Origin of the sequence: Burkholderia semiarida (assembly GCF_029268935.1) — a bacterium.
Lineage (GTDB): Bacteria > Pseudomonadota > Gammaproteobacteria > Burkholderiales > Burkholderiaceae > Burkholderia > Burkholderia semiarida.
In genome coordinates this window covers 17,472-40,369 of record NZ_JAHLCL010000001.1, presented here as the reverse complement: position 1 = coordinate 40,369, position 22,898 = coordinate 17,472, and the positions used below count along the sequence as shown (strand labels likewise).

The window sequence follows — 22,898 nt, the reverse complement described above, 5'->3', positions numbered from 1 at the left end:
GAGCGAAGCGATGACGCAATTGTTCGATACGCTGGGTTTCATCGAGGCGTCGGCCGTGCGGGCCGGGGCGGGCGCCGGTGCGGCAGCGCATGACGAAGCCGTGACGCCGGCCGACGGCGCGGCCGTGTCGCTGGAGCAGGTCGGCAAGGTATTCGCGACGCCGCGCGGCCAGGCGGCCGCGCTGCGCGACGTGACGCTCGACGTACGGCGCGGCGAGGTGTTCGGGATCATCGGCCGCAGCGGCGCCGGCAAGTCGACGCTGCTGCGGCTCCTGAACGGCCTCGAACGGCCGAGCTCGGGCCGCGTGCGCGTGCAGGGCGTCGACGTCGGCGCGCTCGACGAGGACGGCCTCGTCGCGTTGCGGCGCCGCACCGGCATGGTGTTCCAGCATTTCAACCTGCTGTCCGCGAAGACGGTATTCGAGAACGTCGCGCTGCCGCTGAAGATCGCCGGCGTGCCGAAGGCCGAGCGCGTGCGCAAGGTCGACGCGCTGCTCGATCTCGTCGGGCTCGCCGCGAAGCGCGACGCGTATCCGGCGAGCCTGTCGGGCGGGCAGAAGCAGCGCGTCGGCATCGCGCGGGCGCTCGTGCACGATCCCGAGGTGCTGCTGTGCGACGAAGCGACGTCGGCGCTCGATCCGGAAACCACGCAATCGATCCTCGCGCTGCTCGCCGACATCAACCGCCGCCTCGGTCTGACGATCGTGCTGATCACGCACGAGATGGAAGTGATCCGCGCGGTGTGCGACACGGTCGCGGTGATCGAACAGGGCGAAGTCGTCGAAACGGGCCCAGTGTGGCGCGTGTTCGGCGATCCGCGCCACGGCGCGACGCGCGCGCTGCTGAGCACGCTGCAGCATGACCTGCCGGCCGAACTGGCCGCGCGCGTGCGGCCGCTGCCCGAACAATCCGCGCTGCCCGACGGCGCCCGGATCGTGCTGGACGTCCGCTATACGGGCGAGAGCGGCGGCGAGCCGGACGTCGGCGCGCTCGCGGCGGCGCTCGGCGGCTCCGTGCGGTTCCTGCACGGCGGCATCGAAAGCATCCAGGGGCACGCGCAGGGGCGGCTCGTGATCGCCGCGACGCCGCGTGCGGATGACGCCGGCGCGTCGGCGGCGCACGGCGCGGCGGTCGCCGCGCTGCTCGAGCGCGCGCGCCGTCATGCGAATCATGCGGAGGTGCTCGGCTATGTTTGAGCTCTGGTGGCCCGAACTGCTCGACGCGATTCGCGACACGCTGTCGATGGTCGCCGCGTCGGCCGCGATCGCTGCGCTGATCGGCATCCCGCTCGCGGTGATCCTCGTGACCACCGCGCCCGGCGGCATCTACGCGCGGCGCGGCGTGAACGCGGTGCTCGGCGCGCTCGTCAACGTGTTCCGCTCGACGCCGTTCATCATCCTGCTGGTCGCGCTGCTGCCGTTCACGCGCGTGCTGATCGGCACGACGATCGGCGTGTGGGCGGCCGTCGTGCCGCTGTCGATCGCCGCGATCCCGTTCTTCGCGCGAATCGCCGAAGTGAGCCTGCGCGAAGTCGATCGCGGGCTGATCGAGGCCGCGCTCGCGATGGGTGCGAAGCGCCGCCACATCGTTTGGCACGTGCTGCTGCCGGAGGCGCTGCCCGGCATGCTCGGCGGCTTCACGATCACCGTCGTCGCGCTGATCGGCTCGACCGCGATGGCGGGCGCCGTCGGCGCGGGCGGCCTCGGCGATCTCGCGATCCGCTATGGCTATCAACGTTTCGACACCACCGTCATGGCGACCGTGATCGTGATCCTGATCGCGCTCGTCTCGGCCGTGCAAATCACGGGCGACCGCCTGGTCCGACGCGTGACCCGGCGTACCTGAGCGACGCCACGAGCGTCCGCTCGTTTCATTCCTGATCCTGAGAGAAAAAACATGACCTTGCCCATCGGCGCGCCGCGCGAATGGAACGGACAATTCGAGGAAGCACTGTTTCTGGAGGTGGCGCGACGCCATCGTCCGGACTTCCCCGACAAACTCGCGACGCCGCCGCGCGAGCCGCGCGACGACGAACGGGCCGCCGTCGCCGAGTACTACACGAAGATGGCGTCGCACGATCTCTTCATCGTGCAGGTCGTCGCGAAGGCGATCGACACGCTGTTCTGCGACGATCCGCATTTCCAGCTGATTTTGTCGCGCCAGCTCGGCGACGACGGCGCGCACGCGGTGATCGGCCGCGAGCGCGTAACCGAACTCACCGGGCGCGATCCGCTGCCGGAAGTCGACCGGCTCGTCGCCGCGCACTGGGCGCGCATCGGCGACATCGCGGTGCGCGACGTCGCGGGCTTTCTCGCGTTCGAATGGCATTACGAGCTGCACATCCTCGCGAAGCTGTGGATCCAGCGCAAGACGGGGCGTATCGGCGACAGCGCGATGCGCGAGCACGGCGAGAACCGGATCCGGCCGGACGAGGAATGGCATCGCGTGCGGATCGTCCAGTGGTGGTTCGACACGCTGCACGCGCTTGCGCCCGCCGAGCGCGACGCGCTGATCGATCGCGTGATCGCGGCCGACGAGGAAACCCAGGCGCGGCTCGACGGCTATCTGCATGACGAGTACGCGCATACCGCACTGGTATTCGGCGCGGATATCGCCGAATATCGTGCCATCTACGACGACTGGCGGCGCGAGATCCTGTCGCGGCTGACCGGCCGCCGGCTCGGCGCGCTCGTACCGCTGTCGGGCGAAACCGTTGAACAGGAAGCTGTCGCATGAACGATCCACGCGGCCCGGCGACGCTGGCGCCGGATACCGATACACCGGCCGTCGACCGCGCTGCGCTGGCCCGCGCGATCGACGCGCTGCGCGTGAGCGCCGCCGAGCGCGACCGCGCGGGCGGTCATGCCGCGCGGGAGAAGCAGTGGCTCGCCGACGCGGGCCTGCTGACGCTCGCGGTGCCGCGCGCGTTCGGCGGACAGGAAGCGGCGTGGCCGGCGATCTACGACGTGATCCGGCAGGTCGCGCGGGTCGACAGCGCGCTCGCGCATCTCGTCGGCTTTCAGTGCCTGCAGGTGGTGAGCGTCGACGTATGGGGCAACGCCGCGCAGCGCGAGCGCTACCTGCGCGGCACGGTGGACGGGCGCTGGTGGTGGGGCAACGCGGTCAATCCGCTCGACACGCGGCTCGTGGCCACGGCGACGCCCGACGGCGGCTACCGGCTCGACGGCGTGAAGGGCTTCTGTTCCGGCACGCGCGGCTCGCATCGGATGACGGTGTCCGCGCACGATCCGGCCATCGGCCGCACCGTGTTCGGCGTGGTGCCGACCGATCGGGCCGGAATCACGGTCAACGACGACTGGGATCCGGTCGGCCAGCGCCAGACCGACAGCGGCAGCGTGCGCTTCGACGGCGTGACGCTCGCGGCGGACGAAGTGCTGCATCGCTCGGAAGCGCCGCCGACGCCGCGCGCGACGCTGCGCACGCTGGTGTCGCAGCTCGTGCTGACGAACCTGTTCGTCGGCCTGGCGGAAGGCGCGCTGGCCGAGGCGCGCGACTACGTGCGGCAGCATGGCCGCCCGTGGGTTCATTCGGACGTCGAGCGGGCCGAAGACGATCCGTACACGCTGCAACGCTTCGGCGACATGCGTGTGCGTGCGATCGCCGCGGCGGCGCTGGCCGATCGCGCGGCCGTCGCGTTGCAGCACGCGTGGGCGCGGCAGGATGAGCTGACAACCGACGAACGCGCCGAAGTCGCGCTCGCGGTATCCGAAGCGAAGATCGTCGCGCAGCGCGCGGCGCTCGACAACGGCGAGGCGCTGTTCGACGCGTGCGGCGCGCGCGCGACGGCCGCGTCGCTGGGCCTCGACCGCTTCTGGCGGAACGCGCGCACGCATACGCTGCACGATCCGCTCGACTACCGGCTGCGCGATGTGGGCCGGTTCGCGCTGACCGCGGAATTGCCGCAGGCGTCGCTCTATACGTGATGGCGGCCCGCCCTCTGCGCCGTGGCGCCGATGGCGGGCCGTCCGGCGTCAGGAGCAGCGCCCTGACGCGTCGTTGTCGCAAGCCGATTACCAGCGGTAGCCGACGCCCGCCCCCGCGCCGAACGAGCCGTGCCCCGACACCGCCGTCGTGACCGAGCCCTTGACGAGCCATTTCGCCGTCGCGACGGACAAGCCGACCGCCATCGCGCTTTGACCGCCGTACGTGCCGCCGCCGAGCGCGACGACCTTCTCGCCCGGCAGCACGGCTTGCGGCAGGTTCGCCATGGCGATCGCGCTCGCCGTGCCCGCATTCGCGTCCTTGCGGTACTTCGACATTTCCTCGCGCACGGAGTTGATCGCACCGTTCAACTGGCGCACGTTCACGCCGTCCGTCGGTGCGGTGCCGTCCGCCACGTTGGTCAACTGGCGCTCGGCCCCGGGCGAGCCGATCGACACCGTGTTGTCCCGATCGGCAACCGAATTCGCGCCCAGCGCCACCGCGTTGTTCGCGGTGGCCCGGCTGTTCGTGCCGATCGCGGTCGAATCCGTGCCGGACACGTTCGAGCCCGTGCCGATCGCCGTTCCGTTCGCTGCCGTGACTTTCGAATTCGTGCCAATGGCCGTTCCGTTCGTTGCGGTGACCGTGGCGTTGACGCCGACAGCCGTACCGTTGTCGCCCGAGACGTTCGAGCCGTTGCCGACCGCGGTGCCGTTCGTCGCGGTGACTGACGTATTCGTGCCGATCGCGGTGTCGGTCGAGTTCGTCACCGTGCCGCCCGGGACGCTCGACGAGATCTTGCCGACGGTCGTCGTGAGATTGGCCAGGTCCGCCGTCAGCGTCGACACCTGATTGGCGATCGAGAAGAGCTGCGAGCCGTTCACCGCATCGGTGCTGGTCGCGCTGATGGCGCCAGCCGCGACGTTGACGATCTGACGCTCGGCACCCGCGCTGCCGACGCTGACCACACCGACCGGCGTGCCCGCGAAGCCGCTGTAGGTCACGCCGTTGAGCGCCACGCTATTGACGGTCGTATAGGCGCGCGTGGTCGCGTTCGCGCCCAGCGCGACGGAGTTCGCGTCGGCGGCGTTCGCCCCTTCGCCGATGGCGACCGCGTTCACGGCGGAGGCCGTCGCACGGGCAATGGCGACGCTGCCGGTCGCGGATGCCGAGCTGTCGACACCGAGCGCGACCGCATCGGCCGCGCCGGCATTGGCCTGGAAGCCGAGAGCCGTACCGCCTGCGGCAATGCTGCCCTTGCCCACGGCCGTCGAGAACGTCGCGGTGGCACTCGCGTCTTGCCCGACGGCTATCGACTGATCGACTGCGAATGCGCCCTGGCCGAAGGCGGATGCCGTGCCGCCGTTCGCGATCGCGCCGTTACCGACCGCCGTTGCCTGGCCGCCAACTGCGCTCGAAGCCGTTCCGATCGCCGTCGCCTGGTCGCCGGTCGCCACGGCGTTTCCGCCGACGGCCGTCGCGAACGTACCGGTCGCGGCCGCCATGCGGCCGATCGCGACGGTCTCGCTATAGGCGCCGGTCGACGAGCCCGAATTCGCGACGGCCGCCGTGCCGATCGCGATGTTGTCGCAGCCGGTTGCCGCGGCCGGATACGTGCTGCTGCCCGAAATGGCGATGTTGCCGACGCAGCCCGCGGACGTTTCGGTCGACGTGCCGTTCTGCACATAGTCGGCTCGCGCGGGCGCGGAAGCGGCGAATGCGGCCACGGCTGCGCTGACCGTGACGGCCAGCGCGACCTTCGATGTGCGCGGTGCGCGTTGTACGGAATTTCCCAACCCTTGATGATGCGTGTTCATTCGTTTTCCTGAGCTCGATGTAAAAATCGTGTTGTGGCTTGCATGGCCCCCGCCCGCCATCCCGGTTGCATCGATTCGTTCGTGTCTCTTTCGTAACGGATATCGATTTTTCGATCTGTAAAAATGAAAGGTCTACTAACGAAATTTAACCTTCGTCGGTCTCGACGCGACGGGAGCCGGGCGCGGATTACGGCGACTTGCTTGTTTCCGTCACGGCTGTGTCAAAACTTCGCGAATCCGAAGTCCGGATCGCGACGACGCATTTTGATGGATTCGAGTCGTGCGCATGTTTGCCGCGGCGGCTGAACGCTATGCTTCGGCAGACATTCGTCGAGTGGGGGCGTGATGAGGCAGTGAGCGATCACCGGCGCCGGGCAGCCGGGCTGCCGACGATCACGCGCGCGCTGGCGAGGAACAGGAGGCGGCGACGCTGCCTGATGCATGTGCTCGCGCCGGCGGCGGCACCGGCCTGCGCTTGCCGGTGGTCCACATGAAGACGGGATCCGTGCGACGCGCTGCGTTGTCGGCGCGTCACTGCGCCGGCAACGCGTCCGCCAGCGCCCGCATCGCGTCCACCGTTTCCGGGTTCGCCGGAAAGAACGCCTCGATCGCGAGTTCCGACAGCGTCACGTCGACCGGCGTGCCGAATACCGTCGTCGTGCTGAAGAAGGTCAGCTCGCCGTTCGCCGTGCGTAGCCGCAGCGGCACGGCGATATCCGCGAAATCGGTGCGTGCGTGCGAATCGTCGGGCTGGCCGGCCGGCGCCGGATACGCGGCGAGCTCGTCGCGCAGCGCATGCAGCGTGCGGTCGCCGCTTGCGTCGATCTGCCGCTGCAGCCGATGCAGGATATGCGCGCGCCATTCGTGCCAGTTGACGATCCGCGAGGCGAGACCGTCGGGATGCAGGCTCAGCCGCAACACATTCACGGGCGGCTGCAGCAGCGCCGGATCGGCCTGCGCGACCAGCGCGCCGAGCATCCGGTTCGCGGCGAGCAGCGTCCAGTGGCGATCCACCGCAAGCGCGGGGTAGGGCTCGTGGCCGCGCAGCACGGCTTCGACCGCATGGCGCGCGGCATCGAGCTGCGGATCGGAGAACGGCCGCTCGCGAAACAGCGGTGCATAGCCGGCCGCGACGAGCAGCGCATTGCGTTCGCGCAGCGGCACGTCGAGGCGCTCCGCGAGGTGCAGCACCATCTCGCGGCTCGGCTGCGCGCGGCCCGATTCGACGAAGCTCAGGTGTCGAGCGGATACGTCCGCCTCCAGCGCGAGCGCCATCTGGCTCAAGCGCCTGCGTTGACGCCACGTGCGCAGCAGCGGGCCGATGCCGGATACGCGGCCGGCGGACGGGGGAAGCGAATGGAGGGCGGCGGTCGAGTTCATGGTGGAGATGATAGGCAATCCTGCGCGCGTCGGGCATTACCCGGCAGGTAAGCATTTCAGGCCGGCGTGCTTCGCCGCTTGAGTCGATTCCGCCGGCTGTCACCGTGGCCTCCCTCCCGCCCCGCATTTCGCTCCCTGGCGCGCCGCGCCGCTGCGTTACCATAGCCCCCGTGCCACCTGAGAGGCGGCGCCGGACCCGCGGCCACGATGCCAGGGCCGGACGCCGCGCACATCGACAACAAGGCATTCCAGGGGAATCCAACAATGAAAAAACTTGCCGTCCGGCTCGCCTGCGTGGCGACGCTCGCCCTCGCCGCGACCAGCGGCCACGCGCAGACCGAAGCCGCGCAGGTCGAAATGAGGGCCGCCGCCGCGGCCGCCAACGAAGCGGTCGTGAAGGGGCCGACCGACATCGACGTGAAACACGAAGCCGTGCTGAAGCTGAAGGCCGGCGAGTCGTTCGTGCCGGCCGCCGAAGCCGGCCGCTACCTGCGCTCGATGGGCAACGCGATCGACGAATCGAAGCTGGTCGGCCTCGTGCTGCCCGACGATCCGGACGCCGACTGGATCTCGGTCGTGTCGTTCGAGCCGAGCGGCTACATCCGCGACGACGACGCGAAGGACTGGAAGCCCGACGAGCTGCTGAAAAGCCTGCAGGCCGGCACCGAGGAAAACAACCCGGCGCGCAAGGCGCGCGGCCTGCCCGAAACCGAGGTGGTCGGCTGGGCGAAGGCGCCCGCGTACGACGCGGCCACGCACCGGCTCGTGTGGTCCGCGATCATCCGCGACAAGGGCGCGGCGCCGAATGCGGGGACCGACGGCGTGAACTACCGGACGCTCGTGCTCGGCCGCGACGGCTACCTGTCGCTGACGATGGCGTCGACGCTCGCCGACCTGCCGAAGTACAAGGCATCGGCCGACGCGCTGCTGTCGAACATCCGCTTCAACGACGGCAAGCGTTACGCCGACTTCAACCAGTCGACCGACCACGTCGCCGAGTACGGGCTCGCGGCGCTGATCGTCGGCGTCGGCGCGAAGAAGCTCGGGCTGCTCGCGCTGATCGGCGCGTTCGCGGTGAAGTTCTTCAAGGTCGGCGCGGTCGCGCTGCTGGCCGGCGGCGCGGCGCTCAAGCGTTTCTTCGGGCGCAAGCCGAAGGCGGCCGCGATGCCGGCCGTCGCCGACGCATCCGACGCGGCCGCCACGGAGCGCAAGGAATGACGAAGCTGCTGCTGCTGATCTTCGGCGGCCTGAAGCTCGGCAAGGTGCTCGTATCGGCCGGCACGATGCTCGCGTCGGTCGCGGTCTATGCGCTGTTCTACGGCTGGCGCTTCGCGGCCGGTTTCGTCGCGTTGCTGCTGGTGCACGAAGCCGGCCACTACGTCGCCGCGCAGCGGCGCGGGCTCGACGTCGGGCTGCCGACCTTCATCCCGTTCGTCGGCGCGTGGATCGAGTTGAAGGCGATGCCGCACGACGCGGAAACGGAAGCGTACGTCGGCCTTGCCGGGCCGTTCGTCGGCACGCTCGGCGCGCTGGCGTGCTACGCGGCCGCGCGCCACACCGACAGCAACCTGCTGCTCGCGCTGTCGTACACGGGTTTCTTCCTCAATCTGTTCAACATGATTCCGCTGTCGCCGTTCGACGGCGGGCGGATCACCGCGGTGCTGTCGCCGCGCATCTGGTTCGCGGGCGTACCGGTACTGATCGCGCTGTTCGCGTATCGGCCGAGCCCGCTGCTGATCGTGATGGCGATCCTCGCGCTGCCTCAGCTGAGGCGCGCGTGGCGCTACGATCCCGACGCGCCGGAGAACCGCGTGTACTACGCGACGTCGATCGAGACGAAGACGACCTACGCGCTCTGCTACGTCGGCCTGGTCGCGTTCCTCGCGCTGATGACGTCCGGCGTGCACGACATGCTGCGCGCCGTGCACGCGTCGACCTGACGTCGATCCGATGCAAAAACGGCGGCCGCTGTTACGCGGCCGCCTCTTTCCCGAGGTCGAGCCTCACGCGTCGCGATGACGCAGTTCGACGCGCTTGATGTCCTTCACGATCACGAGATAGCTGAACACGGTGACGAGCGCGTTCAGCCCGACGAACACGAGTGCGCCGTTGAACGAGCCGCTCGCGCCGACGAGATAGCCGATCGCGATCGGCGCGACGATGCCCGCCGTGTTGCCGAACATGTTGAAGAGGCTGCCCGACAGGCCGATCGCTTCCTTCGGCGCGGTATCCGCGACGACGGCCCAGCCGAGCGAGCCGATCCCCTTGCCGAAGAACGACACGGCCATCAGCGTGATCACCAGCGCTTCGCTGTCGACGTAGTTGCAGCCGATGATCGCCATCGACAGCGCCATCCCGCCGACGATCGGGATCTTGCGCGCGAGCGTCAGCGAGACGCCGCGGCGGATCAGCGCATCCGACAGCATCCCGCCGAGCACGCCGCCGAGGAACCCGCAGATCGCCGGCAGCGACGTCATGAAGCCGGCCTTCAGCAGCGACATCCCGCGCGCCTGCACGAGGTAGATCGGGAACCACGTGAGGAAGAAGTACGTGAGCACGTTCACGCAGTACTGGCCGAGGTACACGCCGATCAGCATCCGGTTCGACAGCAACTGGCGCACGTAGTACCAGCCCGCCACGCGGCTGCCTTCGGAAGCGCCGCCGCCGCCGCGCGCGCCGGCGGGCTGGCCGCTCGACCGCACGAGCCCGCCGCCCTGCTCGATATGGTCGAGTTCCGCGCGGTTCACGGCCGGATGGTCGGCCGGGTCCTTCACGACGCGCAGCCACAGGAACGCGAGCGCGATGCCGGCTACGCCGAGCCACAGGTACACCTGGTGCCAGCCGTACGCATGCGTGAGCCAGGCCATCAGCGGCGAGAACACCACGGCCGCGAAGTACTGCGCGGCGTTGAAGATCGCCGACGCGGTGCCGCGCTCGGCGGTCGGGAACCAGCTCGCGACGACCTTCGCGTTCGCCGGAAACGCGGGGGCCTCCGCGATGCCGACCGCGAAGCGCATCGCGAACAGCGCGGCGACCGCGAACGCGGCGCTGCCGCCGAGGCCGATCGTGCTCTGCAGCAGCGTGAACGCCGACCACAGGAAGATGCTCGCCGCATACACGCGCCGCGCGCCGAAGCGGTCGAGCAGCCAGCCGCTCGGCAGTTGCGCGAGCACGTACGCCCAACTGAACGCCGAAAAGATGTAGCCCATCGTCACCGGGTCGATGCCGAACGCCTTGCGGATCGGCGTGCCGGTGATCGACAGCGTCGCGCGGTCCGCATAGTTGAGCGTCGTGACGACGAACAGCATCGCCAGGATCCAGTAGCGCACGGCGGTCCGGCGCGCGGTGCGCGCGAGATCGAGCGGAAGATCGCGAGGGGAGGTCTGATTGTTCACTTTAAATGTACGTCGTCGTATGACATGGCCGAAAGTTTATTGACGATGGCCGAATTCAGAAACCTCGGGTTTTCCCTCTGAAGGCCTCGTCACAATGTGGGAAAGTCGTGATTCGCTGGCCGGACAAGGCCGGCGGAGTGTATCGTCGGCGCCTTCGCAGGCGGCGCGAATGATGGCATGATGTCGGCAGACATCGTATCTGTTGCGCTACAATGCGCTATCCATTCCCGAACCACGGAGCACACCCCATGCAACTGACAGGAGAGATGCTGATCGGCGCCGAAGCGGTGGCCGGCTCGGCCGGCACCTTGCACGCGTTCGATCCGACGAAGGGCGCGCCGATCGAGGCCCCGGCGTTCGGCGTCGCGACGCAGGCCGACGTCGACCGCGCGTGCGAGCTCGCACGCGACGCGTTCGGTGCGTACCGCACGCAGCCGCTCGCGGCCCGCGCGGCGTTTCTCGAAGCGATCGCCGATGAAATCGTCGCGCTCGGCGACGCGCTGATCGAGCGCGCGCACGCCGAAACGGGGCTGCCCGTCGCGCGGCTGCAGGGCGAGCGCGGCCGCACCGTCGGCCAGCTTCGGCTGTTCGCACGCGTCGTGCGCGACGGGCGCTTCCTTGCCGCGTCGATCGACCCCGCGCAGCCCGCGCGCACGCCGCTGCCGCGCTCCGACCTGCGCCTGCAGAAGGTCGCGCTGGGGCCCGTCGCCGTGTTCGGCGCGAGCAACTTCCCGCTCGCGTTCTCGGTGGCCGGTGGCGATACTGCGTCGGCGCTCGCGGCCGGCTGCCCGGTGATCGTGAAAGCCCATGAAGCGCATCTCGGCACGTCCGAGCTGGTCGGCCGCGCGATCCGCGCCGCCGTCGAGAAAACCGGCATGCCGGCCGGCGTGTTCTCGCTGCTGATCGGCCCCGGCCGCGTGACCGGCGCGGCGCTGGTCAGCCATCCGGCGATCCAGGCCGTCGGTTTCACCGGTTCGCGGCAGGGCGGGATGGCGCTCGTGCAGCTTGCGAACGCGCGTCCGCAGCCGATTCCGGTCTATGCGGAAATGAGCAGCATCAACCCCGTCGTGCTGTTCCCGGCCGCGCTGGCCGCGCGCGGCGACGCGATCGCGACGGGCTTCGTCGATTCGCTGACGCTCGGCGTCGGCCAGTTCTGCACCAATCCGGGCCTCGTGCTCGCGATCGACGGCCCCGATCTCGACCGCTTCGAGACGGCCGCCGCGCAGGCGCTCGCGAAGAAGCCGGCCGGCGTGATGCTCACGCCGGGCATCGCCGATGCGTACCGCAACGGGCGCGGCAAGCTGGCCGAACTGCCGGGCGTGCGCGAAATCGGCGCGGGCGAGGCCGCGCAGAGTCACTGCCAGGCCGGCGGCGCGCTGTACGAAGTCGGCGCGCAGGCGTTCCTGGCCGAGCCGGCGTTCGGCCACGAAGTGTTCGGGCCGGCGTCGCTGATCGTGCGCTGCCGCGATCTCGACGAAGTCGCGCGCGTGCTCGACGCGCTCGAAGGCCAGTTGACGGCCACGCTGCAAGTCGACGCCGACGACAAGCCGCTCGCGCGCCGGCTGCTGCCGATCCTCGAACGCAAGGCCGGGCGCCTGCTGGTCAACGGCTACCCGACCGGCGTCGAGGTGTGCGACGCGATGGTGCACGGCGGGCCGTTCCCCGCGACGTCGAACCCGGCCGTCACGTCGGTCGGCGCGACCGCGATCGAGCGTTTCCTGCGGCCCGTGTGCTATCAGGATTTCCCGGACGACCTGCTGCCCGAAGCGCTGCAGGAAGGCAATCCGCTCGCGATTCCGCGGCTGCGGGACGGCAAGGCCGAGTGACGTGGCGGCGGTCCGGCGGGAACGCCGGGCTGCTTGCCGGATGGACGAAAGCGGAGGCGGCCGGTGGCCGTCTCCGCTTTTTTTCGGGGTGGCTTTCCTGTCGCCGGCAATTCTCCTACAGTAGCGAAGCCCCGGGCCGTCCGGCCCGCGGGCGAGCCTGAGAGATCACAAGACCAACGAGGAACCATCCGATGAATATCAGCAAGCGTGGCGACCACCTGTTCGCGGCCGGGTTGTGGAAAGCGATCGGCGACGTCGCGAAATCGGTCCGTACCCAGATCGGCGAATACAGCGAAGGGCGCGTGCTGGCCGACGCGCTGTTCGCGCTGCAGCGCGAGCTGGGCGGCAGCGAATTCGACGTGACGATCAACCAGGGGCGGCCCGTGGCGGGTTCCGATCCGCATTCGTTGATCTTCGGCAGGGCCGTCGAGCGTTTCAGGTACGACATGGAGGCGGTGGTGTTCGCGCTGAAGCACCGCCGCAGCATCGACGGGCCGAACGGCGCGCAGCGCGCCGACGCACTCACGCAGGCCAACACGCATCTCGCGACCGCGAAGCAGTACGCGATGTTCACGGTCGGGCGGTTCTTCGATGCGGTCGTCGACCGCGACGTGCTGGAACAGATCGTGGGCGCCGAGTCGCCGGCGCGCGGCCGGCCGGTTGCCGCGCGCAAGGGGATCGACGAGACGCAGCGCACGCTTGCCGGCGTGCGCCAGCGGATCATCGGCGCGATCGCGCAGATGTAATGGAATGGCCGCGCTGGCTCGTCGAGCCGCGCGGCCATCGCGTGATACGGATACGGATCAGCGCGGAGCCGGCGCGCCGTGCCGATGAAGGGCCCGCGCCGCCGGCGAACCCCGCTTACTGCGGGCCCATCTTCTTGATCAGCACGTCGAGCTCGGCCGCCTCTTCGTCGGTCAGGTCGACGAGCGGTGCGCGCACCGGGCCCGCGTCGTGGCCGACGAGCTTCGCGCCGGCCTTCACGATGCTGACCGCGTAGCCTGCGCGGCGATTGCGGATCTTCAGGTACGGCAGGAAGAACTCGTCGATCAGGCGGCCGACCGTTTCGTGGTCGTCCTTCGCGATCGCTTCGTAGAAAGCCATCGCCGTCTTCGGGATGAAGTTGAACACCGCCGACGAGTACACCGGCACGCCGAGCGCCTTGTACGCGGCCGCATAGACTTCGGCCGTCGGCAGGCCGCCGAGGTACGCGAAGCGGTCGCCGAGGCGGCGGCGGATGGTGACCATGCTCTCGATTTCGCCGACGCCGTCCTTGAAGCCGATCAGGTTCGGGCAACGGTCGGCGAGGCGCTCGAGCATGTCCGCATTCAGCTTCGAATTCGCGCGGTTGTACACCACCACGCCGATCTTCAGCGCGCGGCAGACCTGCTCGACGTGCTCGGCGATCCCTTCCTGGCTGGCTTCGGTCAGGTAGTGCGGCATCAACAGCACGCCGCTCGCGCCGAGGCGCTCGGCTTCCTGCGCATATTCGATCGCGACGCGCGTCGCGCCGCCCGCGCCGGCGAGGATCGGCACCTTGCCCTTGCAGGTTTCCGTCGCGACGCGGATCACGTCCGAGTACTCGCGCTGCGTGAGCGAGAAGAATTCGCCGGTGCCGCCGGCCGCGAACAGCGCGCTCGCGCCATACGGCGCCAGCCATTCGAGACGCTCGGCATAGGTGGACGGACGGAAGCTGCCGTCGGCGTCGAAATCCGTCAGCGGAAACGACAGCAGGCCGTGGGAGATGATCTGTTTGAGTTCTTGCGGTGAAGTCATGGTTGGGTCGTCCGTCTAGCGCGAGTGCTGGTTCGTCGGGAACGGCATACGAGCCGAAGTGGCGATGTCGTTGTATGTCATCGTACAACGCAAGAAAGCGCGGCGCAAGCGGTTTGCTGACCGGCAAAGAGTAGGGTCTTTCCGGATAAGGGTTTACGTAGCATCGTGGAATGCGGTTGAATGTCATATGATGACTAACGATATCGCAGACTGCTTCCAGGAATTCCGATGACTGCTTCCCCTCTCTACATCCGCGTGCATGCGGACGACAACGTCGCGATCGTCGTCAACGACGGCGGTTTGCCCGAAGGCGCGACGTTCGCCGACGGGCTGACGCTGCGCGAAGGCGTGCCGCAGGGGCACAAGGTCGCGCTCGTCGACCTCGCGGCCGGCGACCCGGTCATTCGCTACAACGTGGTGATCGGCTATGCGCTGACCGACCTGCGGCGCGGTAGCTGGGTCAACGAGCGCACGATGCGCATGCCCGAGCCGCCGGGGCTCGACGACCTGCCGCTCGCCACGCGCGCCGCGCCGCCGCTCGAGCCGCTCGAAGGCTATACGTTCGAGGGTTTCCGCAATGCCGACGGCTCGGTCGGCACGCGCAACATCCTCGCGATCACGACGACCGTGCAGTGCGTGTCGGGCGTCGTCGAGCACGCGGTGAAGCGGATCAAGGACGAACTGCTGCCGCGCTACCCGAACGTCGACGACGTGGTCGGGCTCGAGCATACGTACGGCTGCGGCGTCGCGATCGATGCGCCCGACGCCGACATCCCGATCCGCACGCTGCGCAACATCAGCCTGAACCCGAACTTCGGCGGCGAGGTGATGACGGTGAGCCTCGGCTGCGAGAAGCTGCAGCCCGAGCGCCTGCTGCCGCCGGGCGCGATTCCGGTGGCCGCCGACGGCGCGAGCGACAACGGCGGCGTCGTCTGCCTGCAGGACGCCGCGCACGTCGGCTTCAACTCGATGATCGACTCGATCATGAAGATGGCCGAATCGCATCTCGAGCGGCTCAACCGCCGCCGCCGCGAGACCTGCCCCGCGTCGGATCTCGTCGTCGGCGTGCAGTGCGGCGGCAGCGACGCGTTCTCGGGGCTCACCGCGAACCCGGCGGTCGGCTTCGCGGCCGACCTGCTCGTGCGCGCGGGTGCGACGATCATGTTCTCGGAAGTGACCGAAGTGCGCGACGGTGTCGCGCAGCTCACGTCGCGCGCGGCGAACGAGACGGTCGCCCGCGAGATCATTCGCGAGATGGACTGGTACGACCGCTATCTGGCGCGCGGCCGTGTCGACCGCAGCGCGAACACGACGCCGGGCAACAAGAAGGGCGGCCTGTCGAACATCGTCGAGAAGGCGATGGGATCGATCGTGAAGTCGGGCAGCGCGCCGATCGCCGGCGTCGTGCGCCCCGGCGATCGTGCACGGCAGAAGGGGCTGCTGTATGCGGCGACGCCCGCGAGCGACTTCATCTGCGGCACGCTGCAGCTCGCGGCGGGGATGAACCTGCACATCTTCACGACCGGCCGCGGCACGCCGTACGGCCTCGCGCAGGTGCCGGTGATCAAGGTGGCAACGCGCAGCGATCTCGCGCGCCGCTGGCACGACCTGATGGATCTCGATGCGGGGCGGATCGCGACCGGCACGGCGACGATCGAGGACATGGGCTGGGAACTGTTCCGGCTGATGCTCGACGTCGCGAGCGGCAAGCGCCGCACGTGGGCCGAGCAATGGAAACTCGCGAATGCGCTGACGCTGTTCAATCCGGCGCCGGTGACCTGACGCGCGCGGCAGGTACGCGATGCGGGCGCCTTCGGGCGCCCGTTTTCTTTCGGGATGGCGCACGCGCGATTTCCTTACCTCTTGCGTAATCGACCGCCCGCGCGAGACCGGCGACGATGGCGGCACGCGGACACGAAACGTTCGCGATATCGTCCACCGACACAAGGAGCCTCGCCATGAACACCGCTCAATCCGCATCGTCCGTGCACGCCGACCTGATCGACCGCTACTTCGCCGCGTGGAACGAACCCGACGGCGCACGCCGTCGTGCGCTGATCGACGCGACGTATGCGAGCGACGCGGCCTATCGCGATCCGCTGATGGCGGGCGACGGCCACGCGGGCATCGACACGATGATCGCCGCCGTGCAGCAACGCTTCCCCGCGTACCGCTTCCGCCGCACGACCGACGTCGACGCGTTCGGCCAGCACCTGCGGTTCTCGTGGGCGCTCGTGTCGCCCGACGGCGCGGCGATCGTGAAGGGTTCGGACTTCGGCACCGTCGACGCATCGGGCCGCCTCGCTTCGGTCACGGGTTTCATCGACGAAATGCCGGCCGCGGCGGCGTGACGCGAACGGCACATGCGCAGCGGCCGCCGGGATCGGGTAACGTTATGCGATTCGTTCCTGATCCCGGAGACAACCGACATGCTGAAGAATCTCGACCCGCTGCTGCACGCCGACATCCTGCACACGCTGCGCGCGATGGGCCACGGTGACGAAATCGCGATCTGCGATGCGAATTTTCCGGCGGAATCCGTCGCGGAGCACACGGTGGTCGGCCGCGCGCTGCGCATCGACGGCGCCGATTCGGCGCGCGTCGTGCGCGCCGTGCTGTCGGTGCTGCCGCTCGATACGTTCGTCGACACGCCCGCATGGCGGATGGAAGTCGTCGGCGACGCGGCCGCGGTGCCGCCCGTGCAGCGCGAAGTGCAGGCCGAGATCGACCGCGCGGAAGGGCGCGCGGTGCCGCTTGCCGGCGTCGAACGTTTCGCGTTCTACGAGCGCGCGCAGCAGGCGTACGCGGTGATCGTCACCGGCGAAACGCGCGGCTACGGCTGCTTCATCTTCAAGAAAGGCGTGTTGTTGAGCGACGCGGGCTAAACGCGTTTTTCAGCGCGCCGGGCTGCCGGCGCGGTCGCCGCGTTGTAAAGATTTGCTACAAGGTCTTGGACACCGCGAAAAGACCCTCTATGCTGGCCCATTTGCCGCGCGCCCTGCCGGGCCGCGCGGCGCCGAACCGCACGGGCGCGCCCGGGGCGGGCGGCCGAATTGCATACGAGGAGAAAGGCATGACGCGTACCGTCGATTCCGGCGTCATTTTTTTCGCGCGCCTGGCGCTGGCGGCGTTGTTCTTGTGGGGCGGCATCATGAAGCTGCTTGGCTACAGCGACTTCGTCGCGTATCTGCACGGGATGAACGTGCCTTATCAACAGGTCGTCGCGCCGATCGTCGTCGCGATCGAGGGGCTGGGCGGCCTGCTGCTGATCGTCGGCTACAAGGTACGGCCGCTCGCGTTGCTGATGGCGGTCTACACGATCGCGACCGCGATGGTCGGGCACAATTTCTGGGATGCGACGAGCGCCGCCGTCCAGCACGACATGGTGATTCACTTCTGGAAGAACGTCGCGATCGCGGGCGGTTTCCTGCTGCTGTTCGTCACCGGCGCTGGCGGCGCGAGCATCGACGCGCTGCGTCGGCCGAGTTCGTCGTACGGCGTGCTGCGTTGAACTGAGCAGGCCTGCGCCGTCGCCGCTGCGCCGACGCAAATCAAAAGGGCCGAATCCCGCACGCCGCGGGATTCGGCCCTTCGTTCATCCGGCCGGCGCGTGCGCGCCGACGTTCAGCGTGCGTCCTTCACGTCCTTCGCATCCTTCGAGAATTGCACCGCGATCGCGCCGAGCACGCAGATCGCCGCGACGTACACGACCGGTGCGAGCGGATTCGACTTCATCATCAGCGACACGATCACCGGCGTGAGGCCGCCGAAGATCGCATACGCGACGTTGTACGAGAACGAGATGCCCGAGAAGCGCACGACGGCCGGGAAGCTCTTGACCATCACGAACGGCACCGCGCCGATCGTGCCGACCATGAAGCCCGCGATCCCGTAGTAGAGCGGCAGCGTCGACGCATCGGCCGCGACCTGCGCGAACAGCAGGTAATAGCACGCGGCCAGCCCGATGCCGCCGATCGCGAGCACGCGCTTCGCGCCGATCCAGCCCGCGAGCGAGCCGGCGGTGATGCAGCCGGCCGTCAGGCACAGCGTCGCGACGCTGTTCGCGAACAGCGTCGTCGCGGGCGACAGGTGGAACTGCTTTTGCAGCAGCGCGGGCGTCATCAGGATCACGACGACGATCGCGGCCGACAGCATCCACGTGAGCAGCATCGACACGATCACCGCGCGGCCGTGGTCGCGCAGCACCGCCTTCAGCGGAATCTCGGCCGCGAGCGCCTTCTTCGCCTTCATCTCGGCGAACACCGGCGTTTCGTGCAGCCAGCGGCGCAGGTACACGGAGAACAGCCCGAACACGCCGCCGAGCAGGAACGGGATCCGCCACGCGAACGCGCCGACTTCCGCCGCGGAGTAGCGGCTGTTGATGCCGGCCGCGACGAGCGAGCCGAGCAGGATGCCGGCCGTGAGGCCCGCGGTCAGCGTGCCGCATGCATAGCCGATATGGCGCGACGGCACGTGCTCGGACACGAACACCCACGCGCCCGGCACTTCGCCGCCCACCGCCGCGCCTTGCAGCACGCGGAACAGCAGCAGCAACACCGGCGCGAGGATGCCGATCGTGTCGTAGGTCGGCAGCAGGCCCATCAGCAGCGTCGGCACCGACATCATCAGCACGCTCAGCGTAAACATCCGCTTGCGGCCGAACAGGTCGCCGAAGTGCGCCATGATCACGCCGCCGAGCGGGCGCGCGAGATAGCCGGCCGCGAAGATGCCGAACGTCTGCAACTGGCGCAGCCAGTCGGGAATGTCGTGCGGGAAGAAGAGTTGTCCTATCGCCGGCGCGAAGAACACGAAGATGATGAAGTCGTAGAACTCGAGGGCGCCGCCGAGTGCGGCAAGGCCAAGGGTCTTGTAGTCGCTGCGCGTGAGCGCGCGTTCGGCGGCGCGAGGCACGCCGCTCAATTCGGAAGCTTGCATGGTCAGGACGATCGGTTTTCGAATGTAGTTGTCGGTGCTGCGTCTCCAGGGCCCGCTTTTCGGCATGGACTGGCAAGGCGCGGCTTGCGTCGTCGAGGCGTGCCGCGTGCCGGGTGAGGCGCGAAACACGTGCCGCCGCACCAGGATGGGGCGCGGCGCGGACGAAGCGTCAAAGCGGGTGGGGGGATTCTACAGGAGCGCGAAATGCCTGCGCGCGGGCGCGCGCCGGGAACGGCTTCGGACCATGCCGCCGAAGCGCGCGCGGCGCGGGCGGCCGGTGAGCCGCTGGCGCGCCGCGCGGGGCAGGGCCTCGCTGGTCAGTTGCCGGCGATCGTATCGACCGGCTTGAACGCGCCGCGCTCGACCTTGTAGATCGTCACCGGCGCATCCTTCAGGTCGCCCTTCGCGTCGTACGCGATGCTGGGTGCCGACACGCCCTTGATCGACACCTTGCCGAGATACGGCGTGTACACCTTCGGATCGGTCGAATTCGCGTCCCTCATCGCGGTGAGCAGCGCGATCGTGCCGTCGTACGAGTACGGCGAGTACGTGATCACGTCTTCGTTGAACCGCGCCTTGTAGCGTGCCGCGTAGCCGGAGAAGCCCGGCATCTTTTCCTTCGGCAGCCCGCCCATGTAGACGATCGCGCCTTCGGCCGCGTCGCCGCCGACCTTCAGGAACGTCGGCGAACGCGACATCTCGCCTGTCACGAACGCCGACTTCATCCCGAGCTGGCGCATCTTGCGGATCATCGGCGACGATTGCGCGTCGCCGCCGCCGTAGAACACCGCGTCCGGATTCACGCCCTTCAGGTTGGTCAGGATCGCCGAGAAATCGAGCGCCTTGTCGTTCGTGAAGTCGCGCTTGACGATCGTGCCGCCCGCCGCTTCCACGGCCTTCGCGAATTCGTCGGCGATGCCCTGGCCGTAGGCCGTGCGGTCGTCGATGATCGCGATGCGCTTGAAGCGCAGCGTCTTCACCGCGTACGTGCCGACGATGCGGCCGGCCTGCGCGTCGCTCGTCAGCAGCCGGTAGGTCGTCTTGTAGCCGCGCGCCGTGTATTGCGGCGACGTCGCCATCGAGATCTGCGGCAGCCCCGCGCGATCGTACAGGTCGGACGCGGGAATGCTCGTGCCGGAGTTGAAGTGGCCGATGATCCCGCGGACGTTGCCGTCGATCAGCCGCTGCGCGACGGTCGTGCCGGTGCGCGGGTCGGCCTGATCATCCTGCGAGTCGAGCTGGAACGTGACGGGCTTGCCGCCGATCGTCGGATGCGTCGCGTTGAAATCGGCGATCGCGAGTTGCACGCCCTTCTGCATGTCCGTGCCGTAATTCGACTGCGGGCCGGTCAGCGGCGCGGCGAAACCGATCTTGACGACGTCGGCGGCGACGGCGTGCGCGCCCGACAGTGCGCAGGCAGCGGCCAGCGCGACGTGCGATACCTTCAGCTTCACTTTCACTTCCCCTTGATGGCGTGGTTGGGCCGCCGCCGGCATGCGGGCCGGCGCCGGTAAACCGGGCGAGACGGTTCGGTCCGCAAGCCGATGCGCAGGCCATGCAGGCGTGCCGCCTGCTGCGCAGGCTGTGCCGGAATCGGCGTGCGCGACCGTGGATGCGGCGAGCGTGCATGCCGATTGCGGCAGCGGCGGGAGGTCGTCTCGTGACCGTGAAGCGAAGTCTAGGTAACGAAAATACGGGCGTCTTGCGCGTTCGATGCGTGGCCGGCGACGATATCGGCATATCGTCGATTACCCTGATATATGCCGAAATCGTCATGGCGAATGCGCAAACCCGCCAAGACGCGGGTCGCCGGCATTTTTAGGATGACGGATCCGGTGCGTGGCGCCGGCGTGTCGATGCGCTGCGCCGGCTGCGGCGAAGGCGGAACGGTCGCCGGCCCGCACGCCGGGCGCATTGGTTGCGTGCGCAACCAGCATTGCCCCTCCGATGGAGCCTGTCGGGGCGCGCGATGCCGCCGGCCACCGTCTTGCCCGCCCCGCGTTCGATGCAACGCGATCGAAGGGGCGCTCCTATAATCGACGCCATCTGCCACTCGCTTCGCGGTTGCCGGGATGACGACCTTGCCTGCCGTACCGCCCATGAGCCTGTCCGACACGTTGCGCGACCCGCCCGACAACGCCGATTTCGGCGCGATGCTCGCGCATTTCCGTCTGCTCGAACCGGTGTTCGATGCGCTGCCGGACGTCGCGTTCTTCGTGAAGGATGCGAGCGGCCGCTACGCGCTCGTCAACCGCACGCTGGCGATGCGCTGCGGCTACAAGGACAAGCGCGACCTGCTCGGCAAGACGGCCGACGAGGTGTTTCCGCGCCGCTTCGGCCGCAGCTATTTCGAGCAGGACATGGCGACGATCAACGCCGGCCAGCAGTTGATGGATCAGCTCGAGCTGCACCTGTATCCGGGCCGTCAGCCGGGCTGGTGCCTGACCTGCAAGGAGCCGCTGCGCGATGCCGCGGGCCGGGTGGTCGGCCTCGCGGGCATCTCGCGCGACCTGAAGGCGCACGAGGGATCGCACCCGGCGTACAGCCGGCTCGCCGACGTGGTCCAGCACATCCAGGATCATTACGTGCAGCCGCTGAACCTGAAGCAGCTCGCGCAGATGGCCGGGATGTCGGTCGCGCAGCTCGAACGCTACTTCCACAAGGTGTTCCATCTGACGCCGCGCCAGGTGCTGCTGAAGACGCGGCTCGACGCGGCCACCGCGCTGCTCGTCACGCACGACAAGGTGACCGACGTCGCCGCGCTATGCGGCTACACGGATCACAGCGCGTTCACGCGCCAGTTCAAGGCGACGGTCGGCGTGACGCCGACGGAATACCGGTTGATGCTGCAGGAGCGGGCGGGGTGACGCCAGTCGCCGGCGTGGCCGGCGCGTCGCGGGGATCGGGTGAGGCGGTAAGGCGGGGAAGCGGGAGAGGCTGAAGCCGGCGGCTCAGCGGTAGCCGAGCCCTTTCAGGACGGCCGTGCCGTCTTCGGTCAAGCGGAAGCTCGGGGCCGTATCGGGGTCGAGCTTGACCATTTCGACGAGGCCGGCTTCCTGCAGCGCGGGCAATTCGGGTTTGGCGTTCGCGCCGATCGGTGCGTGCAGCAGCACGAGCAGCGTCGCGATTTCATGATGACTGAGCAGGCGGCGCAGCATCGTCTTCTTTGCAGGGGGCGCGGCCGGGCGGCCCGCGGGTGCTTCTACGGCGCTCATCGCTTTCCTCCTTTTCGAGATAACCATCGGGTACTGGCTGCGGATGGTGCCGTCGAAGACTTAAGCGATTCTTAAAATCGGGGCAGGCAGCGCGATGCTGCACTGCGGTACGGGTTACGGGATGTAACTCAGGGTCATCCTCAGAGGCCGCCTCCCGGCGTTTCCGCGCCTTGAACACCCCGCCCACGCGACGGCCTGTCGCTATACACACAACTACACAAAAATACTTGTGCCCTCCTTGTCCGTGTGTATAATTACACACAAGCACAGCGGAGGAGCCATGAGTTCAACAGAGCTTATCCGGATGCTGGAAGAGGACGGCTGGTTTTTGGTAAGAACGAAAGGCAGCCACCACCACTTCAAACACCCCACGAAGCCGGGGCTTGCGACGGTTCCACACCCGAACAAGGACCTGCCAATGGGGACAACAAAGAGCATCCTGAAAACCGCTGGTCTGAAGTGACCGGCGGTTTTTTACCGACCCAACAGGATGCAGGGGAAGGAAGCAGTACTTTTAAAATTGATGCAACCAAGGTCGCTTCACATAAGACGAATGTCAATAAGCGGTACATAAGAGAAGCTAGTGCTACCACGGAAGCAGGACAACAAAGGA

Annotated in this window: 21 protein-coding genes; 14 read left to right on the top strand and 7 right to left on the bottom strand. The window is 68.3% G+C overall.

The annotated features are described in order from the left end of the window. The first annotated feature begins 10 nt into the window (after positions 1-10). The 4 genes from KPB06_RS00195 to KPB06_RS00180 are packed head-to-tail and all read left to right on the top strand — an operon-like array spanning position 11 to position 3,943. The gene (locus tag KPB06_RS00195; protein WP_059582087.1) at positions 11-1,195 is read left to right on the top strand and encodes a methionine ABC transporter ATP-binding protein; all 1,185 of its coding nucleotides are present in this window, start codon (positions 11-13) and stop codon (positions 1,193-1,195) included. Then, positions 1,188-1,844: a methionine ABC transporter permease gene (locus KPB06_RS00190; RefSeq protein WP_027781522.1), complete on the top strand. Its 657-nt coding sequence runs from the start codon at positions 1,188-1,190 to the stop codon at positions 1,842-1,844. Before KPB06_RS00195 ends, KPB06_RS00190 begins: the two co-directional genes overlap by 8 nt. 51 nt (positions 1,845-1,895) lie before the next feature. Further along, positions 1,896-2,735, top strand: coding sequence for a hypothetical protein (locus KPB06_RS00185; protein WP_059582089.1), 840 nt, complete (start codon positions 1,896-1,898; stop codon positions 2,733-2,735). Beyond that, the gene (locus KPB06_RS00180) at positions 2,732-3,943 is read left to right on the top strand and encodes an acyl-CoA dehydrogenase family protein (RefSeq protein ID WP_059582091.1); all 1,212 of its coding nucleotides are present in this window, start codon (positions 2,732-2,734) and stop codon (positions 3,941-3,943) included. The genes KPB06_RS00185 and KPB06_RS00180 overlap by 4 nt, the downstream gene beginning before the upstream one ends. 87 nt (positions 3,944-4,030) lie before the next feature. Here the strand turns inward: KPB06_RS00180 and KPB06_RS00175 are convergent, their stop codons facing one another. Both KPB06_RS00175 and KPB06_RS00170 read right to left on the bottom strand, forming a co-directional pair. Then, positions 4,031-5,758, bottom strand: coding sequence for a YadA family autotransporter adhesin (locus tag KPB06_RS00175; protein WP_060011283.1), 1,728 nt, complete (start codon positions 5,756-5,758; stop codon positions 4,031-4,033). A 531-nt stretch (positions 5,759-6,289) separates the two neighbouring features. Next, complete coding sequence (locus tag KPB06_RS00170; protein ID WP_059582096.1) at positions 6,290-7,138, bottom strand: helix-turn-helix domain-containing protein; 849 nt, start codon at positions 7,136-7,138, stop codon at positions 6,290-6,292. Between the two features lie 264 nt (positions 7,139-7,402). Here KPB06_RS00170 and KPB06_RS00165 point away from each other — a divergent pair, with 264 nt between their 5' ends. Then, entirely contained in the window at positions 7,403-8,356 is a 954-nt protein-coding gene (locus KPB06_RS00165; RefSeq protein WP_059582099.1) for a DUF2167 domain-containing protein, read from the top strand. Further along, positions 8,353-9,078, top strand: a complete 726-nt coding sequence (locus KPB06_RS00160; protein ID WP_059582102.1) for a site-2 protease family protein — start codon at positions 8,353-8,355, stop codon at positions 9,076-9,078. Before KPB06_RS00165 ends, KPB06_RS00160 begins: the two co-directional genes overlap by 4 nt. A gap of 63 nt (positions 9,079-9,141) precedes the next feature. Here KPB06_RS00160 and KPB06_RS00155 read toward each other — a convergent pair whose 3' ends face one another. Next, complete coding sequence (locus tag KPB06_RS00155; protein ID WP_059582106.1) at positions 9,142-10,533, bottom strand: MFS transporter; 1,392 nt, start codon at positions 10,531-10,533, stop codon at positions 9,142-9,144. Positions 10,534-10,781: 248 nt separating this feature from the next. Between KPB06_RS00155 and KPB06_RS00150 the strand changes: the two genes are divergently transcribed. Continuing rightward, the gene (locus KPB06_RS00150; protein WP_059582107.1) at positions 10,782-12,359 is read left to right on the top strand and encodes an aldehyde dehydrogenase (NADP(+)); all 1,578 of its coding nucleotides are present in this window, start codon (positions 10,782-10,784) and stop codon (positions 12,357-12,359) included. A 191-nt stretch (positions 12,360-12,550) separates the two neighbouring features. Continuing rightward, the gene (locus tag KPB06_RS00145; RefSeq protein ID WP_059582110.1) at positions 12,551-13,105 is read left to right on the top strand and encodes a hypothetical protein; all 555 of its coding nucleotides are present in this window, start codon (positions 12,551-12,553) and stop codon (positions 13,103-13,105) included. Between the two features lie 115 nt (positions 13,106-13,220). On the opposite strand, the gene kdgD is transcribed toward KPB06_RS00145, so the two are convergent. Next, positions 13,221-14,135 (bottom strand): 5-dehydro-4-deoxyglucarate dehydratase, encoded by a 915-nt coding sequence (kdgD, locus tag KPB06_RS00140; protein ID WP_059582111.1) that lies wholly within the window; start codon positions 14,133-14,135, stop codon positions 13,221-13,223. A gap of 228 nt (positions 14,136-14,363) precedes the next feature. On the opposite strand from kdgD, the gene garD reads away from it, so the two are divergent. From garD to KPB06_RS00120, 4 genes are all read left to right on the top strand, one after another. Beyond that, the gene (gene garD / locus KPB06_RS00135) at positions 14,364-15,917 is read left to right on the top strand and encodes a galactarate dehydratase (protein ID WP_059582114.1); all 1,554 of its coding nucleotides are present in this window, start codon (positions 14,364-14,366) and stop codon (positions 15,915-15,917) included. Positions 15,918-16,093: 176 nt separating this feature from the next. Beyond that, positions 16,094-16,486, top strand: coding sequence for a nuclear transport factor 2 family protein (locus KPB06_RS00130; protein ID WP_059582116.1), 393 nt, complete (start codon positions 16,094-16,096; stop codon positions 16,484-16,486). A gap of 78 nt (positions 16,487-16,564) precedes the next feature. After that, complete coding sequence (locus KPB06_RS00125; protein ID WP_059582119.1) at positions 16,565-17,020, top strand: RbsD/FucU family protein; 456 nt, start codon at positions 16,565-16,567, stop codon at positions 17,018-17,020. A gap of 188 nt (positions 17,021-17,208) precedes the next feature. After that, the gene (locus tag KPB06_RS00120; RefSeq protein ID WP_059582218.1) at positions 17,209-17,646 is read left to right on the top strand and encodes a DoxX family protein; all 438 of its coding nucleotides are present in this window, start codon (positions 17,209-17,211) and stop codon (positions 17,644-17,646) included. 113 nt (positions 17,647-17,759) lie between these two features. Here the strand turns inward: KPB06_RS00120 and KPB06_RS00115 are convergent, their stop codons facing one another. Together KPB06_RS00115 and KPB06_RS00110 are read right to left on the bottom strand one after the other, a co-directional pair. After that, the gene (locus KPB06_RS00115; RefSeq protein ID WP_059582122.1) at positions 17,760-19,070 is read right to left on the bottom strand and encodes an MFS transporter; all 1,311 of its coding nucleotides are present in this window, start codon (positions 19,068-19,070) and stop codon (positions 17,760-17,762) included. A 317-nt stretch (positions 19,071-19,387) separates the two neighbouring features. Continuing rightward, a complete protein-coding gene (locus KPB06_RS00110; RefSeq protein ID WP_059582124.1) occupies positions 19,388-20,566 on the bottom strand; it encodes a branched-chain amino acid ABC transporter substrate-binding protein in 1,179 nt (392 codons plus the stop codon). A gap of 576 nt (positions 20,567-21,142) precedes the next feature. Between KPB06_RS00110 and KPB06_RS00105 the strand changes: the two genes are divergently transcribed. Then, positions 21,143-21,937, top strand: a complete 795-nt coding sequence (locus KPB06_RS00105) for an AraC family transcriptional regulator (protein WP_059582127.1) — start codon at positions 21,143-21,145, stop codon at positions 21,935-21,937. Between the two features lie 84 nt (positions 21,938-22,021). Here KPB06_RS00105 and KPB06_RS00100 read toward each other — a convergent pair whose 3' ends face one another. After that, positions 22,022-22,285 (bottom strand): hypothetical protein, encoded by a 264-nt coding sequence (locus KPB06_RS00100; RefSeq protein ID WP_006489463.1) that lies wholly within the window; start codon positions 22,283-22,285, stop codon positions 22,022-22,024. Between the two features lie 280 nt (positions 22,286-22,565). Here KPB06_RS00100 and KPB06_RS00095 point away from each other — a divergent pair, with 280 nt between their 5' ends. Further along, the gene (locus KPB06_RS00095) at positions 22,566-22,748 is read left to right on the top strand and encodes a type II toxin-antitoxin system HicA family toxin (protein WP_081059224.1); all 183 of its coding nucleotides are present in this window, start codon (positions 22,566-22,568) and stop codon (positions 22,746-22,748) included. The last annotated feature ends 150 nt before the right edge of the window (positions 22,749-22,898 follow it).

Coding starts and splice junctions, on each gene's coding strand:
- KPB06_RS00170 (WP_059582096.1), bottom strand. CDS start 7,138: ATGAACTCGACCGCCGCCCTCCATTCGCTTCCCCCGTCCGCCGGCCGC.
- KPB06_RS00160 (WP_059582102.1), top strand. CDS start 8,353: ATGACGAAGCTGCTGCTGCTGATCTTCGGCGGCCTGAAGCTCGGCAAG.
- KPB06_RS00110 (WP_059582124.1), bottom strand. CDS start 20,566: ATGCCGGCGGCGGCCCAACCACGCCATCAAGGGGAAGTGAAAGTGAAG.
- KPB06_RS00165 (WP_059582099.1), top strand. CDS start 7,403: ATGAAAAAACTTGCCGTCCGGCTCGCCTGCGTGGCGACGCTCGCCCTC.
- kdgD (WP_059582111.1), bottom strand. CDS start 14,135: ATGACTTCACCGCAAGAACTCAAACAGATCATCTCCCACGGCCTGCTG.
- KPB06_RS00100 (WP_006489463.1), bottom strand. CDS start 22,285: ATGAGCGCCGTAGAAGCACCCGCGGGCCGCCCGGCCGCGCCCCCTGCA.
- garD (WP_059582114.1), top strand. CDS start 14,364: ATGACTGCTTCCCCTCTCTACATCCGCGTGCATGCGGACGACAACGTC.
- KPB06_RS00130 (WP_059582116.1), top strand. CDS start 16,094: ATGAACACCGCTCAATCCGCATCGTCCGTGCACGCCGACCTGATCGAC.
- KPB06_RS00180 (WP_059582091.1), top strand. CDS start 2,732: ATGAACGATCCACGCGGCCCGGCGACGCTGGCGCCGGATACCGATACA.
- KPB06_RS00190 (WP_027781522.1), top strand. CDS start 1,188: ATGTTTGAGCTCTGGTGGCCCGAACTGCTCGACGCGATTCGCGACACG.
- KPB06_RS00145 (WP_059582110.1), top strand. CDS start 12,551: ATGAATATCAGCAAGCGTGGCGACCACCTGTTCGCGGCCGGGTTGTGG.
- KPB06_RS00185 (WP_059582089.1), top strand. CDS start 1,896: ATGACCTTGCCCATCGGCGCGCCGCGCGAATGGAACGGACAATTCGAG.
- KPB06_RS00115 (WP_059582122.1), bottom strand. CDS start 19,070: ATGCAAGCTTCCGAATTGAGCGGCGTGCCTCGCGCCGCCGAACGCGCG.
- KPB06_RS00125 (WP_059582119.1), top strand. CDS start 16,565: ATGCTGAAGAATCTCGACCCGCTGCTGCACGCCGACATCCTGCACACG.
- KPB06_RS00095 (WP_081059224.1), top strand. CDS start 22,566: ATGAGTTCAACAGAGCTTATCCGGATGCTGGAAGAGGACGGCTGGTTT.
- KPB06_RS00195 (WP_059582087.1), top strand. CDS start 11: ATGACGCAATTGTTCGATACGCTGGGTTTCATCGAGGCGTCGGCCGTG.
- KPB06_RS00105 (WP_059582127.1), top strand. CDS start 21,143: ATGACGACCTTGCCTGCCGTACCGCCCATGAGCCTGTCCGACACGTTG.
- KPB06_RS00120 (WP_059582218.1), top strand. CDS start 17,209: ATGACGCGTACCGTCGATTCCGGCGTCATTTTTTTCGCGCGCCTGGCG.
- KPB06_RS00150 (WP_059582107.1), top strand. CDS start 10,782: ATGCAACTGACAGGAGAGATGCTGATCGGCGCCGAAGCGGTGGCCGGC.
- KPB06_RS00175 (WP_060011283.1), bottom strand. CDS start 5,758: ATGAACACGCATCATCAAGGGTTGGGAAATTCCGTACAACGCGCACCG.